General features: G+C 43.5%; 18 protein-coding genes. 3 read left to right on the top strand and 15 right to left on the bottom strand.

Translation table 11 applies throughout. From position 1 onward, the window contains the following. Nucleotides 1-10 precede the first annotated feature (10 nt). The 10 genes from MOC09_RS09655 to MOC09_RS09610 form a co-directional block, all read right to left on the bottom strand. Nucleotides 11-1015, bottom strand: a complete 1005-nt coding sequence (locus MOC09_RS09655; protein WP_268370366.1) for a HAMP domain-containing histidine kinase — start codon at nt 1013-1015, stop codon at nt 11-13. Beyond that, nucleotides 1008-1703 carry a two-component response regulator BceR gene (bceR, locus tag MOC09_RS09650; RefSeq protein ID WP_268359926.1) on the bottom strand — a complete coding sequence of 232 codons (696 nt, stop codon included), beginning with the start codon at nt 1701-1703 and terminating at the stop codon, nt 1008-1010. Before bceR ends, MOC09_RS09655 begins: the two co-directional genes overlap by 8 nt. Before the next feature lie 96 nt (nt 1704-1799). Beyond that, on the bottom strand, nt 1800-3110 hold the full coding sequence (gene ytrF / locus MOC09_RS09645; RefSeq protein ID WP_268370365.1) for an ABC transporter permease YtrF: 1311 nt from the start codon (nt 3108-3110) through the stop codon (nt 1800-1802). Beyond that, nucleotides 3100-3795 (bottom strand): ABC transporter ATP-binding protein YtrE, encoded by a 696-nt coding sequence (ytrE, locus tag MOC09_RS09640; protein WP_047183063.1) that lies wholly within the window; start codon nt 3793-3795, stop codon nt 3100-3102. Before ytrE ends, ytrF begins: the two co-directional genes overlap by 11 nt. A 14-nt stretch (nt 3796-3809) precedes the next feature. Beyond that, a complete protein-coding gene (gene ytrD / locus MOC09_RS09635; RefSeq protein ID WP_268370364.1) occupies nt 3810-4787 on the bottom strand; it encodes an ABC transporter permease YtrD in 978 nt (325 codons plus the stop codon). A 29-nt stretch (nt 4788-4816) separates the two neighbouring features. Beyond that, nucleotides 4817-5803: an ABC transporter permease YtrC gene (ytrC, locus tag MOC09_RS09630; protein ID WP_268370363.1), complete on the bottom strand. Its 987-nt coding sequence runs from the start codon at nt 5801-5803 to the stop codon at nt 4817-4819. Further along, complete coding sequence (gene ytrB, locus MOC09_RS09625) at nt 5797-6675, bottom strand: ABC transporter ATP-binding protein YtrB (RefSeq protein ID WP_268370362.1); 879 nt, start codon at nt 6673-6675, stop codon at nt 5797-5799. The genes ytrC and ytrB overlap by 7 nt, the downstream gene beginning before the upstream one ends. Then, nucleotides 6668-7060 carry a GntR family transcriptional regulator YtrA gene (gene ytrA / locus MOC09_RS09620; protein WP_003229121.1) on the bottom strand — a complete coding sequence of 131 codons (393 nt, stop codon included), beginning with the start codon at nt 7058-7060 and terminating at the stop codon, nt 6668-6670. Before ytrA ends, ytrB begins: the two co-directional genes overlap by 8 nt. Before the next feature lie 33 nt (nt 7061-7093). Then, nucleotides 7094-7231, bottom strand: coding sequence for a hypothetical protein (locus MOC09_RS09615; protein WP_268359917.1), 138 nt, complete (start codon nt 7229-7231; stop codon nt 7094-7096). A 158-nt stretch (nt 7232-7389) separates the two neighbouring features. Then, nucleotides 7390-7662 carry a YtzC family protein gene (locus MOC09_RS09610; RefSeq protein ID WP_268359915.1) on the bottom strand — a complete coding sequence of 91 codons (273 nt, stop codon included), beginning with the start codon at nt 7660-7662 and terminating at the stop codon, nt 7390-7392. A gap of 161 nt (nt 7663-7823) precedes the next feature. Between MOC09_RS09610 and MOC09_RS09605 the strand changes: the two genes are divergently transcribed. Beyond that, nucleotides 7824-8792: a TIGR01212 family radical SAM protein gene (locus MOC09_RS09605; RefSeq protein ID WP_268359914.1), complete on the top strand. Its 969-nt coding sequence runs from the start codon at nt 7824-7826 to the stop codon at nt 8790-8792. Beyond that, nucleotides 8789-9373 (top strand): tRNA (mnm(5)s(2)U34)-methyltransferase, encoded by a 585-nt coding sequence (locus tag MOC09_RS09600; protein WP_268359912.1) that lies wholly within the window; start codon nt 8789-8791, stop codon nt 9371-9373. The genes MOC09_RS09605 and MOC09_RS09600 overlap by 4 nt, the downstream gene beginning before the upstream one ends. Here MOC09_RS09600 and tbcS read toward each other — a convergent pair. Beyond that, entirely contained in the window at nt 9363-10466 is a 1104-nt protein-coding gene (tbcS, locus tag MOC09_RS09595) for a tetraprenyl-beta-curcumene synthase (RefSeq protein ID WP_268370361.1), read from the bottom strand. The genes MOC09_RS09600 and tbcS overlap by 11 nt on opposite strands. A gap of 20 nt (nt 10467-10486) precedes the next feature. Then, the gene (gene ytpA / locus MOC09_RS09590) at nt 10487-11266 is read right to left on the bottom strand and encodes a phospholipase YtpA (protein WP_268359908.1); all 780 of its coding nucleotides are present in this window, start codon (nt 11264-11266) and stop codon (nt 10487-10489) included. 51 nt (nt 11267-11317) lie between these two features. On the opposite strand from ytpA, the gene MOC09_RS09585 reads away from it, so the two are divergent. Continuing rightward, nucleotides 11318-11833: a gamma carbonic anhydrase family protein gene (locus MOC09_RS09585; protein WP_268370360.1), complete on the top strand. Its 516-nt coding sequence runs from the start codon at nt 11318-11320 to the stop codon at nt 11831-11833. A 260-nt stretch (nt 11834-12093) separates the two neighbouring features. Here MOC09_RS09585 and alaP read toward each other — a convergent pair whose 3' ends face one another. The 3 genes from alaP to metK all read right to left on the bottom strand — a co-directional run bounded on the left by alaP (nt 12094) and on the right by metK (nt 16867). Next, entirely contained in the window at nt 12094-13485 is a 1392-nt protein-coding gene (alaP, locus tag MOC09_RS09580) for an alanine permease AlaP (protein WP_268359904.1), read from the bottom strand. 132 nt (nt 13486-13617) lie between these two features. Further along, on the bottom strand, nt 13618-15516 hold the full coding sequence (asnB, locus tag MOC09_RS09575) for an asparagine synthase (glutamine-hydrolyzing) (protein WP_268370359.1): 1899 nt from the start codon (nt 15514-15516) through the stop codon (nt 13618-13620). Nucleotides 15517-15664: 148 nt separating this feature from the next. Continuing rightward, nucleotides 15665-16867: a methionine adenosyltransferase gene (metK, locus tag MOC09_RS09570; protein ID WP_003229102.1), complete on the bottom strand. Its 1203-nt coding sequence runs from the start codon at nt 16865-16867 to the stop codon at nt 15665-15667. Between the last annotated feature and the right edge of the window lie 36 nt (nt 16868-16903).

Here is a 16903-nt window from a genome sequence, read left to right as displayed (position 1 = left end):
GACATTTTCGTCACACGCTTATGACACGTTCGAATTGATTCCGCTTTGGGAAGGTTAAAGTAAAAACTGTCCCCGCACCGAACTCCGATTGCACATCAATATGGATCAATAACGGCTTCGCTGCTTTTTTCGCGAGGTACAGCCCCATGCCAGTGGACGCTTGATCATGGTGGTTCGTTGTGGATGTAAATCCTTTATCAAAAATACGCGGCATATCTTTTGGCGCAATGCCCCTGCCGAAGTCTCTCACTTCGAGGTGCGTCCGCTCTCCTTTTTGAAAGCTTTTGATTTCAATTTCAGAAGCTTCACTGTATTTCACTGCGTTTGTCAGCAGCTGCCTGATGATAAACGCCAGCCATTTTGCATCGCTCAGCACTTCCTCAGCCTCCAGCTGAATATCAAAGCCGATCCCTTTTTGAATACACCACGATTGTAAGTCTTTAATCTCCTTGAAAATCAAAGTCCGTAGCTTGATACATTCTACAGACAGATCATTTCCAATAAATGACATGCGTTTTTGATGAAGCTGCTGATCAAGAAGCAGGTGAATACGAAGCCATTCATATGACAGCTGGGATTTTAACGCTTGATCTTCCATTCTGTCGATGAGTAAATGCATTGCTGTTAATGGGGTTTTGACCTCATGAATCCATGCCAGCAGCTCATCTTTTTCATTTTCTAATGCCAAGCGATGCCGGGCTGCGGTTTGCTTCAAGTGTTCCGTTTGCCCGGTAATGCTGCTTTCAACCATTGATTCAAACGGCGTTTCCGGTTCATTTATTGCTGTCACATCAAGATTGTTTTCCCATGTTTTCAGGCTTTTATAAAACGCCGTTTCTTTCCGATAACGAAGCCAAAGGAATATCGTAAAAAATAAAACACACAAATATACCATATAGAGAACATTTTCAAATGAAATGGAGGGATCAACAAAAGCAATGAACAACATCAAAACCTGCTGAAACAAAAATGCGGCAATCCAGCTACGCCTTTCGGTAAGGAATGCTTTAATCATAGAAATGGTCCTTTTCCTTCGCCATGTAGCCTTGGCCGACCTTTGTCTCGATATATGCGCCAAGCTGCAGGTCATCCAGTTTTTTTCGCAGGCGATTGACATTGACAGTCAACGTATTATCACTCACAAAACGCTCATCATTCCACAAGCTTCTAATCAGCTCTTCCCGGCTGACAATCTTGTTTTTATGTTCTATCAATTGTTTTAAAATGAACATTTCATTTTTCGTCAGTTCAACAGAGCCCTTGTCATTGCTGACGAGGTTCTGCTCTGCGTCTATGGCAGCCCCGCACCATGTTTTGATCGTGCTCGGCTCCGTATTATAATGATGCACACGCCGGAAAATCGCTTGGATTTTCGCAATCAGCACATCAAAGTGAAATGGCTTTTGAATAAAGTCATCTGCTCCGAGCTGCATAGACATCACCATATCCGCAGGATGATCACGGGAGGATAAAAAGAGAATCGGAACATTTGACCGTGAGCGGATCAGCCGGCACCAATGAAAGCCGTCAAATTTAGGCAGCTGTACATCGATAATGACACAATCAGGCTTAACCGCCGCAAATTCCTGCAGCACTTGACTGAAATCCTGAATGCCGTATACATCATAGGACCATCCCGTTAAACGATCCTTCATTTCATGAAACAGCGATTCATCATCTTCAATCAGCAAAAGTTTAAACAATCGACTCACCGCACTTTTTCCTTTTTTATCAAGTGTATAGCAAAACGCCATTATGCGCTATAGAGAAAGCCGGCTGTCTCAGCCGGCTCGTACACATTATAATTCTCTTCTCAACGCTGTCAGCACGTTGGTTTTGGTTGCTTTTCTTGCCGGGTTCATGCCGGAAATGACTGCAACCCCTCCGCAAATCACAACGGCTATGATGACAAGGCTGACCGGGATGTAGGAGAAAGTGTAATTCAAATCGCCTGCATCGCCCCCGCTTGTCGCCGCAAGAATCATCGGAACAGCCAGGTTAACAAGGTAGCTTACGCCGTAAGAAATGATAATCCCAATCACACAGCCTAAAATCCCGATATACGCGCTCTCCATTAGGAACATTCGGCGAATGATAGACGGACTCGCCCCAATCGCTTTCATGATGCCGATCTCTTGCGTTCTTTCTGTAACCGCCATCGTCATTGTGTTAAAAATGCCGATCGCTGAGATGATAACCGCGATACATCCGACGAAGATCAGTCCGATTTTGAAGACCATGAAGAAGGTGTTAGCTCCCTCAAGCTCGGTAGTCACTGAAGTAACATAGTAACCGTCATCTGTTAGATCATTTGTCAGCTGTTCCACATTCTCAAATTTATCAGCAAATACGCCAATGTTTGTTTCAACATTCCCGCCTTCGAAGTCCAAAAATTCCGAAAAGTCTTTTTTGAATTGATCACTGATGAAGATGTTTGAGTCCTCCATCCAATCTTGAGATGGTTTTTTTGTAATACCGACAATTTTAAAGTCATATGTTTTTGTTTTTGTAACATCCCCTGTTTTAGGATCTGTCTTCGATACACTTAGTTCAATTGTTTTGTTCAGAATATCTTTCGTATAGCCCTTTGGTTCTTTTATATCTTCTGGATTTCCTTTTGCTTCTTCGATTTTTTTGTTATATTCTTCCGATTCTTTTTTCGTCAATAATCTCTTTGCGAAGTCGTATCCTACTACGATTTCATTTTCCGACTTTGCGACTCTACCCTTTTCCAATTCCATATTGGCCTTTAATTCATCATTCATATTGGTAAAGATGAGATTAGAGCTTTCATTTGTTCGATTGCCTAACGTAGCTTTGTTTGGTTCATATACTTGCGTTCTTTCTACAACTGACCTTACGTGATCATACTTCTCTAAATCAGCTTTTTTAATCGGCTTGTCCCCTTCCTTGCCCATTACACTGACTTTTGTTACAATCTGCTGGCTCATTGTCATATCTGTAATCGTCTTTTGAATCCCAAATCCAACCGACGACAGCACGACCAAAAACGCACACGCCATTGTTGTCGCCAGAATCGTCATAAAGACGCGAAGCCTGTTTTTCTTCATATTTCTTCTGATAAAATGGACCTGATCCTTAAACCTCAACGGTAATTCCCCCTTTTAGCACACCATCATGAAGCTGAAATTTTGAATGCCCGATAGAAGCGACTTCATCATCGTGAGTAATGATCACAAATGTAATGCCACGCTCGCGATTCAGCTGCTGGATCAATTCCAGCACTTCATGTTCCGTTTCTGAATCAAGGCTTCCCGTCGGCTCATCCGCTAAGATAATCGAAGGATTTAAAATCAACGCCCGGGCAATACTGACACGCTGCTGCTGGCCGCCTGACAGTTCATTCGGATAATGAGCGGCGTGATTTTCCAGACCGACGCGTTTCAGCATATCCTGCACCTTTTGCTTTCGCTCGGACGGTTTGATCCCTTTTAACGCCAGCGGCATTTCAACATTCTCATACGTCGTTAACCCCGGGATGAGCTGAAAGCTTTGGAAAATAAAGCCGAAATGGTCAAGGCGAAACTGCGCCCATTCCTTTTCATTAAACCCCGTAACATCAGTGCCATTAATGACAATCCGCCCTTTTGTCGGCGATATGTAGCCTGATATTAAATTCAAAAGCGTTGATTTACCTGATCCGCTTCGTCCGACAATACAGGCGATTTCCCCTTTCGCCACACGTAATGAAACATCCTTCAATACTGGAACTTCATTCTCACGGCCCTTTTTCCCGATCTTGAAAGAATGGTCAATATGCTGAACATCTATCATATGTTCTCTCTCCCTTACAACTGTTTTATTTTTTTATAAATCGCAAAATAACTAATGAAGAAACCAATCAAGGCACCTGCAGCCATGCCAAGGAGATAGCCGGCAAAGCTCTCGCTTGCAGAAAATCCAAAGTAGCCAAAGCCCAAGATTCCTATGATAACTACGATGATCTGCACCGGACGGTCAAGCGGCTTCCATAAGAAGAAATACCCGTTTCTTTCATTAGAAAGCTTGACAAAACTTATATAGCCGATGACGTAGAAGATGATAGTCATGATAGCCGGAATCACTAAATAATATGGTGAATTCTCAGCCCATTTCGAGTCTACATAAATTATCGGAATGAAATACTGCACCCATTTGGGTACTGGACCATGGATAAAATCGATTGACACGCCCAAAAGGATCTCGAGGTTGATCGCAGGCAGGCTGATGAGTAAAAACGGCGAAATGGCTACGGTAAATGAGACTAGAAGCTGTGCGAAACTATTGCCTGTCAAAGCTCCTCCGGCCATAACCAAAGAATAAGCCAGTATGCTAACAATGATCATTCCCAAGCTGTAGTTGTGAAAATAAACGGCCTGATCAGGCTTTAAAAACAAAATTAGCAAAACAGATAAAACATAACCTATGAGCTGCGGGATCACAATCACCATTCCGCCGGTGAGAAACTTCGCATGAAATATCTGCCCCCGTGTATAAGGAAGGCTTAATGTAAAGTCAAAGTAGCCCTTGCTTCGTTCAATCCCAAGCTGGCTGACCGCCAAAACCACACCCCAAATCCAAAATACTGAGATAAATGTGCTGTTTAAATAATCAACGCTGAATACGCAGGGGCCGACCCAATTTTCTTTTCCAGTGACACAGCCTTGATAGATGAGATACATATTTAAAATCGATAAAGGATTACCCAATATAAAAACCCAAATGGTAATTGCTAAGGCGACTTTATTCTGCCGCCATTCTTTATAAAGCAGTCCGGAATCCGGCAACTCACTTCCCTCCAAACCTAAGGCATTTCTTACACTTTTGTTTTCTTATAAATAGAGAAGTAGCTCACAAAGAATCCAGCCACTGCCCCAATGATCATTCCCATAATATAACCAATAATGGAATGTCCGGTAGAGTATCCAAATAAACCAAACCCAAGAATGCCGAAAGCCATAACCAGAATTTGCACCGGACGATCTAATTTATTCCATAAGAAAAAGTGTCCGTTTCGTTCACTTGGATGCTTTTTGAAGCTTATTAAGCCAATCAAGTAAAATAGAATGCTCATTACAGCTGGAATCAATAAAATATATTTACTGTCAGACAGCCATCCATTTTCAACGTAACTAATCGGTACTAGATAAGTTAAATTGCTTACCAGGGAGACATATGCCTCAGGGGAAGGAAACATTTCCCATATATTCACACCAAAAACAACTTCAAAGTTCCCAACCGGCAATGCAACAATTAAATATGGCAATGCCGCAGTAGCAAATGCCGTTAATAACTGGGCAAAAGCATTTCCAGTTAACGCTCCGGCAGCCATCAACAAACAATAAGCCATAAAACTAATCACAATTACTCCAACGCTGCTGTGCTCAAAAAAGTAGACGTGTTCAGGGTTATAGACAAGAATCAGCAGCCATGCAAGTAAAAAGCCAATCAATTGTGACAGCACAATCACAAAACCGCCCAGCCAAAATTTCGTCTGAAAAATTTGGCTTCTGTTATATGGGAGGCTTAATATAAAATCCATCGTGCCTTTCAAACGTTCCATTCCCAGGAAGCAGACCGCCAAAATGACACCTGGCACCCAGTTGATATCTATCAGATTGCTTACGTTATAATTCACAATAAAATCACAATATTGCGGGTCTTGATGAGCCAGGCACCCTTGATAAGACAAATACGTATTAACGATAGAAAGCGGATTTGCCAGCACTAAAAACACAATACTTAACAAAAGCATCACTTGATTCTGCTTCCACTCTCGATAGAGAAGGCCTCGGTCTACCATCTCCGCTTCCCTCCAAACTTCGCAATGAACACTTCTTCCAAGTTGACAGGAAGCTCATTCCACACTTTTGGCTTCAGCTCTCTTAAAAAGCTCTTGTTCTCTTCGTCGCTTTTCCGAATCAGCACCGTATAGAACACGCCGGCCTGATCGAGCATCGGAATGTTTTGCTCTCTGATGGCCAAATTGACATCTGTATCAAACGCCATTTGAATTTTGATGTATTCTTCTTTTAGCTCATCAAGATCCATCACATTCGTCAGCCTGTTATCTTCGAGAAAACCGATTCGGTTGCACATCCGCTCTATGTCCTCAAGCCGGTGAGAAGTGATCAGAATGCTCGTATCACGCTCTGCCACTTCATCGACCATCAGCTGCAGCACATCATGCCTTGTCACCGCGTCTATTCCATCCGTCGGCTCATCAAGGAGAATCAGCGCCGGTCTCGCCGCAAACGACAGAACGAGTGACAGCTGTTTTTTCAAGCCCGTTGACAGCTCACGGTATTTTTTCGTTTCCGGAATTTCGTATCTGTTCATCAGTTCATTCGCGTACGTAACATCAAATTTCGGATATATTCTTCTCAGGATATCGACAAGCTGCTTGTATGTATACTTATCGTAAAAAGGATTTTGGACAGGCATGTAGATGATATTCTGTTTCACCTTCGGATGCTTTTTAATTTCTACGCCGTCAAATAAGATCGTCCCGCTGTCGGCAAAAATGATTTGCTGGATTAAGCGAAGCATCGTCGTTTTGCCCGATCCATTGCGTCCAAGCAATCCAAAGATTTCTCCTTTTTCGATTGTTAATGAAACATCTTTTAATACTTGATTGCCATCAATCGCTTTTGACAGCTGCAGTAGTTCAATCATTTTTTTTGCCTCCCTTCACATCAGCGCTGATTTCCTTTATCCATTCGTGCAGTTTTTCCAGCTCAACCCCTGCATAGTGTGCATCGATGATGAGCTGTTTGAGTTGCTCTTTAATCATCGTCATCTTCCCTTCAACCAGTGTCGTTTTTGCATTCTCCGATATATAGGTTCCTCTGCCCCGAAGCGTTTCAATAATCCCCTCTCGCTCAAGCTCTTTGTACGCTTTGCTGACAGTGTTCGGATTCGCAATAATGATCGTCGCCAATTCTCTGACAGAAGGAAGCTTATCACCGGGCTTCATGATCCCTTTCAAACAAAGCTCTTTCATTTGCTGAATAATTTGTTCGTAAATGGGTGTTGAGCTTCTTGGATCGATTTGAATCATTTACTTCCCTACTTTCTATACGATCTGAACCTTTTATAGATAAAACTGATCAATTATACATTTTTGCCATTCAAAACCGATCATCACAAGGACAAGAAAAAAAGAACAAGCGATCACAGATGCAGCGATCAGCATTGGCACGTTACGTTTGTTTCGTTTTTTATGTTTCATTTCATAACTGCCTCCCTTACGTTCAATATATAAATGATTTGATATCAGTGTCTATAGTGTATTACTCCAATTAGTACACTTAATACAATAAATACTTTGAGGTACAAAGTCAATCCTTTTTTACAAAAAAACGGACCCTTATCAAAAGGGTCCGTTTCTTATACATCAAGAGGGTGCTGCAGGATCATATTATTTTGTAAAGCTTGCAGCTGAAGTCTCATTCTGTACAGCTGTTCTCTCTGCTGATCATTTGACGACAGCCACAGCTTATTCAAGGCATTTACCGCGTTTTCAAGCTGCATTTGTGCATCACTGTATTCTTGATCGTTATAATGCTCTTGTTTAGAAGCGACTTTCAGCTGTTCTTCAGCATAATCATACGCCTGCATACATTGCTGGAGATGTTCATCTACTGATTGTCTTGTTGCCACAGTAACCCCTCCTCTTGGTAATGGAAACAATCCATCATTCATATTGTAGCCCCATCTGGCTTCGTTCAATAAAGTAATTTATGGTCGATATTCATTTGTTCTCTTGTGAAATGCGTGCTACAATTTTAGGATGCAATTGTACGCAAGGAGGCACATGAATTGTGATGCAGAACAATCCTTTTCCTTATTCAAATACGGAAAAACGCTATCATACATTGAATTATCATCTGAGAGATCATTTTGGCCATAAGGTGTTTAAAGTGGCGCTGGACGGCGGCTTTGACTGTCCGAACCGGGACGGCACCGTTGCTCACGGCGGCTGTACATTTTGCAGCGCAGCAGGTTCAGGCGATTTTGCCGGAAATCGGGCCGATGATTTAATTACGCAATTCCATGACATCAAAAACCGCATGCACGAAAAATGGAAGGACGGCAAATACATCGCCTACTTTCAGGCTTTCACCAATACGCACGCGCCGGTTGAGGTGCTTCGTGAGAAATTCGAATCCGTCCTCGCGCTCGATGATGTCGTTGGCATTTCGATCGCCACACGTCCGGACTGTCTGCCAGATGATGTCGTGGACTATTTGGCAGAGCTGAATGAACGCACATATCTGTGGGTGGAGCTTGGGCTTCAAACGGTTCATGAACGAACTGCTCTTCTGATCAACCGTGCCCATGATTTTAACTGCTATGTGGAAGGCGTCAATAAATTAAGAAAACACGGCATACGTGTCTGCTCGCATATTATCAACGGACTGCCTTTGGAAGACCGGAACATGATGATGGAAACGGCAAAGGCCGTCGCAGATTTGGACGTACAGGGCATTAAAATCCATTTGCTGCACCTATTGAAAGGCACACCGATGGTCAAGCAATATGAAAAGGGAAAACTGGAATTCCTTTCTCAAGATGAATATGTGCAGCTCGTCTGCGATCAGCTTGAAATCATTCCACCCGAAATGATCGTCCACCGCATTACAGGTGACGGACCGATAGAATTAATGATCGGGCCGATGTGGAGCGTCAACAAATGGGAAGTGCTTGGCGCCATTAATAAAGAGCTTGAAAACCGCGGCAGCTATCAAGGAAAGTTCTTTCAGCGGCTTGAGGAGGAATCAGCGCTATGATGTTGAAAAAAATCCTTCCTTACAGCAAAGAGCTGCTGAAAATGGCCGCGGGAGAAGGAGATATCGTTGTAGATGCGACAATGGGCAACGGACACGATACGCAGTTTTTAGCAGAGCTTGTCGGTGAAAACGGCCATGTATACGCATTTGACATCCAAGAATCAGCCGTGGCCAATACGAAGGAACGGCTCGGTGACACATATCAAGCACGGACAACCTTATTTCACAAAAGCCATGACAAAATCGCCGAATCCCTTCCGCCGGAAACGCATGGAAAAGTAGCAGCTGCTGTGTTCAACCTTGGCTATCTCCCGGGCGGGGACAAATCGATTACGACGAACGGCCGTTCAACGATCAAAGCAATCGAACAGCTACTCAGCATCATGAAAGATGAGGGCCTGATTGTTCTGGTCGTCTATCATGGCCATCCGGAAGGCAAAGCTGAAAAAAACGATGTGCTCGACTTTTGCCGGGACTTGGACCAGCAAACAGCCCGCGTATTAACATACGGATTTATCAATCAGCAAAATGACCCGCCATTTATTGTCGCCATCGAAAAAAAAGCTCAAATCAGCAAATGATTTGAGCTTTTTTCTTTGAATTTTTGATCCAGGCCATTTTTTGAAATTTACGGTAGGCTCTTCCGTTGATATAGAAGAAAAAGGAGGTTTTGCCGCTTGCTTTGATGAGCTTTTTCGCGAGCCGGCCCATTTCCTTTTGGCCCGCCACTTTATCATCTGACAAATAAACGCCAAGCAAGCCGCGGTTGATTAAACGATGGAAGTTTTCATGCGGAATGCCTTGCAAATGTTCGTCGGCTTTATGGATAAAGTGTTCAAGCCGCTTCATCATTTCTTCATGCGACTGATAATACGAGCAGAAATTCAAATCCCCTTCCAGCAAGTCCTCCTCTTGATCAATCAAATAATCAAGCAGAATGTGAAGACCTTGTATGTAAGGAAAGTAACTATTGCGGATTTTTTTAGCGGTGTTTTCTGTGAAATCAGGCTGGAACGAATACGCGACAAGGCAGAAAATACCCAGCGTCGATCCTGCACAGGCTGAAAATTCATACCATTCCATCTCAGGCAGTTCAGGTGCATATTGAGTAAACCACTTCTCAAGACGCGGAACACGCTCATGCTCAATGACGTGCTTATGCACCTGCAAATCACAATAATAGCCGCACAGTTCAAGCAGATAAGGTTTAATCATGTCGTAGTGCTCAATGGAACCAAGTACACGCTGGCATGTTTTGACCAGTTCATGCAAATATCCGCTGTCATCCTGTTCTTCTCTGAATTGATAGTAATTTTGCGGTTCTGCTCCCACAGTAAGTGCGTCCTGCATTGAGGTGTGGAGCATCCGAAAATCCTGCGGATCAAGTGAGGTGCTGCGGTCACACAAATTGTCCAGATAATCACTGATCGTTTGATACGCAATGATAAACTCGACACATTTCTGCTTTTGATTGCCTGACAATAAGGCCAGTATGCCGCCGCCTTCACAGTGGAACGTTTTGTCTCGTATGCTTGCGGTTGCCTGTGCTTTTAATTCACTGTTATGAATTGATTCTGATTTTTGTTTCCATATGTCCAGCTCTTGATGAACGAGCGGAAAAATATCTCGATATACTTTTGCCATCAGTCCAAAAGGATGTTCCGGTACTGTCAACACATGCACCCCCAACTAGTTCAAATATATTGATCAGTAAACGCTCTTGCTGCTTTAAAGACATCTTCTCTTTCGGGTTCATTAAATATTTCATGATAAAGCCCTTCCCACTCTCTATACGCTTTATTGTGGGAAGCAACACCTGAAAACCACTTTTTAACCATCGTTTTGTCGACAAGCTTGTCGTCACCGGCCTGCATAACCAGAAGCGGGACTCTCAAAAACGCATCTGTCGGCACCATCGCTGACTCAATTGTTTTTAACAGTTCTCTGTACCATCTCACAGATACTTTCCTGACATACAACGAGTCATTTTGGTCAGCCTCGATCACTTCCTCATTGCGGGTCGCCATATCAATTGATAATCCCGAATCAACCTTAAGCGACGGAGCAATAACATTCAGTCCTCTTGATGCAAGGTCAAGTGCTTTATTGACTTTAATTTGCAGTCCAAGACACGGTGATGATAAAATAATTCCCGTAATGCGGGGATTTCTTTGCTGCTTAAACCATTCAATCGCGACCAGGCCGCCCATGCTGTGACCGAGCAGAAATACCGGCAGCTCAAAGGTTCGCGCTTTATCTATCCAAGTTTCTACTTCATCAATGTATTCTTGAAATGAGCGAATATGACCTCTGGCCCTCGTGGTTGTCCCCTGGCCCGGCAAATCGCCCATAACAACGTGATAACCCGAAGATCTCCACATTTCAATCAGCCATTTATATCGTCCGTGATATTCACTTGCTCCGTGGATCATCACAATCACTGCAACAGGTCTGTCTGCTTTCCAGGTCCACATGCTGTTCACCTCATACCATTTTAAATAAATAGAGAAAGAAGGATGAATGTTATGATCTACCCTTATAACGAACATAAGCCAGATATTCACCCAACAGCCTTTGTAGCTGATAATGCCACAATTACCGGTGACGTCGTGATCGGAGAACAGTCCAGCATTTGGTTTTCTGTTGTCATAAGGGGAGATGTCGCGCCGACCAGAATCGGGAACAGAGTCAATATACAAGATTTGAGCTGCCTCCATCAAAGTCCGAACCAGACGCTTCTCATTGAAGATGACGCCACAATCGGGCATCAGGTTACACTTCATAGCGCTATTATCCGAAAGAACGCCTTAATCGGCATGGGCTCAATCATTTTAGACGGAGCCGAAGTTGGCGAAGGTGCCTTTATTGGTGCCGGGAGTCTTGTCCCGCCGGGAAAAATCATCCCGCCTGGCCACCTCGCCTTTGGCCGTCCTGCAAAAGTCATCCGCCCTTTGACCGAAGAAGACCGAAACGATATGCAAAGAATACGGTCGGAATATGTAACAAAGGGCCAATACTATAAATCACTTCAACAAACATAAGACCAGCTTCGTCTTACTTTACCATTTTTCAAATTATGTTTGAAAGCAATAACCATTGTTTACCCGGACCTAATCAAAGTTCGGGTTTTAAATTCTCCATAAAACGTTCACATGTGACATCAAACGTATGACTTTTATCTTATCATAAAAACATGATCCGCAACTGAAAGCAGCCAATGCAAAAAACACATTCCTATTCTTTCCTGTTCTCTATTTTTCTATGTGCATACACAAAAAGAGCCCCCAAGGAGCTCTTTTTGTCAGCTGATATTTCGTTTGCTGTCAGCAGACGCATTTTTCTTATGAAAACCTTTTCCATAATACACAGCAAGTAAGATCAGAAACCATAGCGGCCCGACAATCACGGCTACTCTTGTATCCGGACTGTAAGCCATAAGAATAACGACAAATGCCAAAAATGCCAATGATACATAAGACGTAAACGGAAACAAAGGCATTTTGTATTTTAAATGTTTCTTTTCTTCCGGCTGCAAGCTTTTCCGGTAGCTAATTTGAGAAAGCAAAATGATCGCCCACGTCCAAATCGCTCCGAACGTCGCAATGCTTGTGACCCAAGTAAATACCTTTGCAGGTACAACATAGTTTAACAGCACGCCAACCAATAAAGCACCCGCTGAAGCCAGAACAGCTTTTCCCGGGATGCCGCCTTTTGTCAGCTGTCCGTAAGGTTTTGGCGCCTCACCCTGTTCCGCTAAGTTAAACAGCATGCGCCCTGTGCTGAATATGCCGCTGTTACAGGAAGACAGCGCGGCTGTCAAGACGACAAAATTAATGATGCCGGCAGCCGACGGAATGCCCACTTTTTCAAATGTGAGAACAAACGGGCTTCCCTTTGAGCCAATTTCCTGCCATGGATAAATAGACATAATGACAAATAAAGCACCGACATAAAAAATCAAAATACGCCAAAAAACTGTATCAATTGCTTTGGCTAATGATTTTTGCGGGTTTTTCACTTCACCAGCCGTCACTCCGATCATTTCGATCCCTAAATAAGCGAACATCACCATTTGGAGTGACAATAAAACTCCTTTTATTCCATGTGGGAAAAATCCTCCGTTGTTCCACAAATTGCTGATTCCGGTTGCAATGCCTCCATTGCCGACCCCTGCAATAATCATCAACAACCCGACAGCAATCATAGATAAGATTGCAACAATCTTAATCAAAGCGAACCAGAATTCCAGCTCTCCGTAAGCTTTAACAGCCAAGAAATTAACACCCGTCATGATGATCAGCGCGGATAATGCCCAAATCCAGTTCGGCACGTCCGGAAACCAGTACCCCATATAAATACCGACAGCAGTGATTTCAGCCATACAGGTGACAACCCATAAAAACCAGTAGTTCCATCCTGTGAGATAGCCTGCAAGCGGTCCCAAATAATCACGCGCATACCTGCTGAAGGAGCCAGCGACCGGCTTTTGAATAGCCATTTCCCCAAGTGCTCTCATAATAAAAAACATGATCAGGCCGCTTGCGGCATACGCTGCCAAAATTCCCGGCCCTGCTAATTGAATAGCTGATGCGGAACCAAGGAACAATCCTACTCCTATTGCAGCTCCTAATGACATTAAAGAAATATGCCTTTGCTCAAGTCCGCGGTGCAGCTCTTGTTTTTGTTTTTGCATGCTTTCTTCTCCCCTAGAAAAAATTATCAATAAAACATTTTTCTGAATCTTTCGTGTGGATTGGGTCATCAATGATGCTGGAGAAATAAAGGGATAATAACAAGGCTTTCGACGAATCGAAAGCCTTGTCTGTTATACAAAGATGACTTCTTTAGGCTGATGGCTCAGCTCTTCAGGCATATACCGTTTTTCAATATTGATGCTGTGCCAGATCATAAAGATCAGTACTGTCCAGATTTTACGGCTGTTATCGGCCTTGTCTGCACAGTGGTCTTCAAGAAGCTGAAGGACATAATCCTTGTGGATATAAGCATCTGTTTGGCTTTCCTGAATAATGTTCCGCACCCATGCGTTCATTTCGTTTTTCAGCCAATGACGGATCGGTACAGGGAAACCAAGCTTTTTGCGGTTTAATACGTGCTCAGGCACAATTCCTTCAGCTGCTTTGCGAAGAAGGTACTTTGTCGTGCCGTTCTTCGTTTTGAGCTCATCAGGAATCTTTGAAGCAACGTCAAATACCACTTTATCCAAGAACGGCACACGCAGTTCCAAGGAATTCGCCATCGTCATTTTATCCGCTTTTAACAAAATGTCGCCGCGCATCCAAGTGTGGATATCGACATACTGCATTTTGTTGATATCGCTGTATGAGCTGCTCTCTGTGAAGTAAGTCTTCGTCACATCGCGATATGAAAGGTTCGGATTATAATGCTTCAGCAGCTGTTTTTTGACAGGCTCTTCAAAGATTTTTGCGTTACCGATGTAACGATCCTGAAGCGGCGTGCAGCCGCGCTCAAGCAGGCTCTTTCCTCTCATTCCTTCAGGCATAACGGCCGCAACGTGCAGAAGCATCTTTTTCAGGCCGGACGGAATGCGCTCAAACGGTTTAAGCGAAAGCGGTTCACGGTAAATGTTATATCCGCCGAAGAGCTCGTCCGCACCTTCACCTGATAAAGCAACCGTTACATGTTTTTTCGCTTCTTTTGCAACAAAATACAACGGAATCGCAGCCGGATCAGCAAGCGGATCATCAAAATGCCATACAATCTTTGGAAGCTCATTCATGTATTCCTCAGGCGAAATGACTTTGCTGATATTTTCAATGCCCAGCGCCGCCGCAGTTTCTTTCGCTACATCGACTTCACTGAAGCCCTGCTGCTCGAATCCGACAGAGAAAGTTTTTAAGTTTGGATGAAATTCTTTCGCAACGGATACAATAAAGGAAGAATCAATTCCGCCAGACAGGAATGAACCGACAGGAACGTCACTTCTCATATGAACGTTTACAGAGTCATAAATCGCGTCTCTGACTTCTTTCACAAGCTTATCTTCTTCAGTCTGCACAGGCTTGAAGTTCGCTTTGAAATACGTTTTAAATGTGATATTACCGTCCGGGCGGATTGTAAACTGTGAACCCGGCTCTACTTTTTTCACATTGGCATCAAGCGTGCTTGGTTCAGGAACAAATTGGAAGGACATGTATTGCTGCAGTGCCTCTTTATCTATTTCAATCTCATTTTGAGCAACCATTAAACTTTTTCTCTCTGAGGCAAAATAAACCTGATCATTGATTGTTGTGTAGTACAACGGTTTGATGCCAAATGGATCTCTTGCTCCATAAAGCACATGATCGTTTTTATTCCAAATCAGAAAGGCAAACATACCGCGCAATTTGGACGCCGCTTCTTCTTTATAGTGACGGTAAGTCGCAAGAAGAACCTCTGTGTCCGAATCCGTGTTGAAAGTATACCCCTTAGCTTCAAGTTCTTCTCTCAGTTCAATATAGTTATAGATTTCTCCGTTAAAGATAATCCAATATGCTTCATCTTCATATGATAAAGGCTGTCCGCCATTTTCTACATCAATAATGCTGAGCCGTCTGAATCCGAATCCGACGTGCTCATCATGGTAATATCCATCACTGTCAGGACCGCGGTGAACGATCATTTGGTTCATTTGTTTGATTAGTTCTTCTTGATCAGCGGTTTGAGCTAACGGATGCTTGTTAAAAACCCCGACAAATCCACACATAGTATTGCCTCCATAATTAAAATTGTCATCATTGAACCCCTATTTATAGACGCTGTGAATAGTATTTGGTTTCACGGTTATGTAAAAAAATAAACATGAATACAACGTAAAAAAGGGAAAGCCGCTTAACCAGTAAGCGGCTATAAAATTATTCTCCTAACGCTTCTTTACGCAGCTGCTCCGCTTTGTCTGTGCGCTCCCAAGGAAGGTCAACATCGTGACGTCCAAAGTGGCCGTACGCAGCAGTTTGTTTGTAGATCGGACGGCGCAAATCAAGCATTTTGATAATGCCGGCAGGTCGTAAATCAAAGTTATTGCGAACAACTTCAATCAGTTTTTCCTCAGAAGCTTTTCCGGAACCGAATGTGTTGATTGAGATTGACACAGGCTGTGCAACACCGATCGCGTAAGCAAGCTGTACTTCGCAAGAATCAGCAAGCTCAGCCGCAACGATGTTTTTCGCAACGTATCTTGCCGCATAAGCTGCAGAACGGTCTACCTTCGTCGCGTCCTTACCTGAGAACGCGCCTCCGCCGTGGCGTGCATAGCCGCCGTACGTATCAACGATGATTTTGCGTCCTGTAAGTCCCGCATCCCCTTGAGGGCCTCCGATTACGAAACGTCCTGTAGGGTTGATGAAATATTTTGTTTCTTCATCAATCAGCTCTTCAGGAACAACCGGATTGATTACATGTTCTTTAATGTTGCGCTGAATTTGCTCAAGCGTAATTTCAGGATGATGCTGAGTTGAAATTACAATCGCGTCAATGCGGACTGGTTTGTTATTTTCATCGTACTCAACCGTTACCTGTGTTTTGCCGTCAGGGCGAAGGTACGGAAGAATATCTTCTTTACGGACTTCACTCAGGCGGCGGGCTAATTTATGGGCAAGTGAAATTGGAAGAGGCATAAGCTCTTTCGTTTCGTTGCACGCATAACCGAACATTAATCCTTGGTCACCCGCACCAATCGCTTCTATTTCTTCGTCACTCATTGTGCCTTCACGGGCTTCAAGCGCTTGGTCTACACCCATCGCGATATCAGCAGACTGCTCATCAATTGATGTTAAAACTGCACAAGTTTCCGCATCAAATCCGTATTTTGCACGTGTGTATCCGATTTCTTTAATGGTTTGGCGAACCGTTTTCGGAATGTCAACATACGTAGATGTTGTGATCTCTCCGCTGACAAGAACCAAACCTGTTGTCACAGACGTTTCACAAGCAACACGCGCGTTAGGGTCTTTCTTTAAAATTTCATCTAAAATGCTGTCAGAAATCTGGTCACAGATTTTATCCGGATGCCCCTCCGTAACAGATTCTGATGTAAATAAACGACGATTTTTACTCATGATTTGCTTCCTCCTGCACAAGGCCTCCCGAAAGAC

Origin of the sequence: Bacillus sp. N12A5, assembly GCF_026790125.1 — a bacterium.
In the GTDB taxonomy this organism is placed as follows: Bacteria; Bacillota; Bacilli; order Bacillales; family Bacillaceae; genus Bacillus.
This window is presented reverse-complemented; position numbering and strand designations above follow the sequence as displayed.

Bases quoted from the DNA above. Each gene is read 5' to 3' on its own strand.
- ytrE (WP_047183063.1), bottom strand. From the start codon at position 3,795: ATGATAGATGTTCAGCATATTGACCATTCTTTCAAGATCGGGAAAAAG.
- MOC09_RS09600 (WP_268359912.1), top strand. From the start codon at position 8,789: ATGATGTTGAAAAAAATCCTTCCTTACAGCAAAGAGCTGCTGAAAATG.
- ytrA (WP_003229121.1), bottom strand. From the start codon at position 7,060: ATGATTCAAATCGATCCAAGAAGCTCAACACCCATTTACGAACAAATT.
- metK (WP_003229102.1), bottom strand. From the start codon at position 16,867: ATGAGTAAAAATCGTCGTTTATTTACATCAGAATCTGTTACGGAGGGG.
- ytpA (WP_268359908.1), bottom strand. From the start codon at position 11,266: ATGTGGACCTGGAAAGCAGACAGACCTGTTGCAGTGATTGTGATGATC.
- ytrC (WP_268370363.1), bottom strand. From the start codon at position 5,803: ATGGTAGACCGAGGCCTTCTCTATCGAGAGTGGAAGCAGAATCAAGTG.
- MOC09_RS09655 (WP_268370366.1), bottom strand. From the start codon at position 1,015: ATGATTAAAGCATTCCTTACCGAAAGGCGTAGCTGGATTGCCGCATTT.
- MOC09_RS09615 (WP_268359917.1), bottom strand. From the start codon at position 7,231: ATGAAACATAAAAAACGAAACAAACGTAACGTGCCAATGCTGATCGCT.
- ytrB (WP_268370362.1), bottom strand. From the start codon at position 6,675: ATGATTGAACTACTGCAGCTGTCAAAAGCGATTGATGGCAATCAAGTA.
- alaP (WP_268359904.1), bottom strand. From the start codon at position 13,485: ATGCAAAAACAAAAACAAGAGCTGCACCGCGGACTTGAGCAAAGGCAT.
- MOC09_RS09585 (WP_268370360.1), top strand. From the start codon at position 11,318: ATGATCTACCCTTATAACGAACATAAGCCAGATATTCACCCAACAGCC.
- asnB (WP_268370359.1), bottom strand. From the start codon at position 15,516: ATGTGTGGATTTGTCGGGGTTTTTAACAAGCATCCGTTAGCTCAAACC.